The sequence below is a fragment of the Planctomycetota bacterium genome (assembly GCA_016872555.1).
In the GTDB taxonomy this organism is placed as follows: domain Bacteria; phylum Planctomycetota; class Planctomycetia; order Pirellulales; family UBA1268; genus F1-20-MAGs016.
Genome location: VGZO01000162.1, coordinates 1 through 1064, shown reverse-complemented (window position 1 = coordinate 1064; position 1064 = coordinate 1). Strand labels below are relative to the sequence as shown.

Annotated in this window: 2 protein-coding genes; one reads left to right on the top strand and one right to left on the bottom strand. The window is 68.9% G+C overall.

Annotation, left to right across the window (positions count from 1 at the left end):
- Window positions 1-767, top strand: a 767-nt coding sequence (locus tag FJ309_17730; protein ID MBM3956415.1) for a helix-turn-helix domain-containing protein, incomplete at its 5' end; no start/stop codon positions are given.
- On the opposite strand, the gene FJ309_17725 is transcribed toward FJ309_17730, so the two are convergent.
- On the bottom strand, window positions 727-1064 hold a 338-nt coding region (locus FJ309_17725), incomplete at its 5' end, for a 4-alpha-glucanotransferase (protein MBM3956414.1). The genes FJ309_17730 and FJ309_17725 overlap by 41 nt on opposite strands.

Genomic DNA, 1064 nt, shown 5'->3' with positions numbered 1-1064 from the left:
TCAGCACCCCCGTGCTGGAAGCGCTGGAGCGGGGCTGGCGCGATCGCCTGCCGGAAGGGGCCTACCTGCGCACCATGCTGCCCCTGATCGAGCAGCACCTCAACCTGCCGAGCGGCAGCCTCGATGTGGCCCTGCCGCCCCAGAGCCAGCAGCACGGCCCCCGCGGCCAACGCAACGGGCTGCTCAAGCGCTTCACGCCAGGCTCGATCGATGTGTTCAGCACCTGGCAGGGGGGGCTGCTCTACGGCGGGATCTGCCTTGGACTGATCTACGCCCTGAACCTGCAGCAGCGCCAGCTGGCCGCGGCCAACCAGCTCAGCCTCAGGCCCATCGCGCCGCTTCCCGCGGCGGAACAACGCAAACCCGCCGCGCCAGGCACCACCCTGCTGGGTGCCTTCCCAGACCTGCGGCCGCTGCAGCAGGCCAGCCGTGGCGTAGGCCGCGACGCCCTCAACCAACTCCAGCAAGCCGGCGGGTCTCAACCCACGCTGGGTGTGTTGGAGCTGAACCTCAGCCAGGCCAGCACCATCAACCTGCGCAGCGACAGCGGCCAGCGCTCACAGCTCAATGGCGCCAAAGGCCTCTTGGTGTGGCAGCTCGAACCGCCGCTGGTGCTGAGCGTGTATCCAACCCCGAAGCCAGCTGAGGTGCTCTGGAACGGCACCGCCTTGCCCCCGATTGCGAAACAGCCCGGCCAATACCGCCTGCCGCTGCCGCCGAAGCCGATCAACGCTGGTGGCGCTGCGCCAGCTCCCCAAATCCCTTGAGCGGGCCGCGAACCGCCTCCAGCCCACCACTCAGCCGCCACTGCCAGTTGCCCTCGCTGGTGCCCGGGGTGTTGAACCGGGCTTCATCGCCCAGTTGCAGCAGATCCTGCAGCGGCACCACAGCCCAATCGGCCTGGCTGGCCAAGGCCAACTCCAGCAGTTGCCAGCCGGGAGCCGTCACCGGCCCGAGCAACTGCTCCACCTGGTGCCGCTGCTGGTCGCTGAGCTGCTGCCACCAGCCGATGCAGGTGGCGTTGTCGTGGGTGCCGGTGTACACGCACCAGTTGCAGCCCTTGT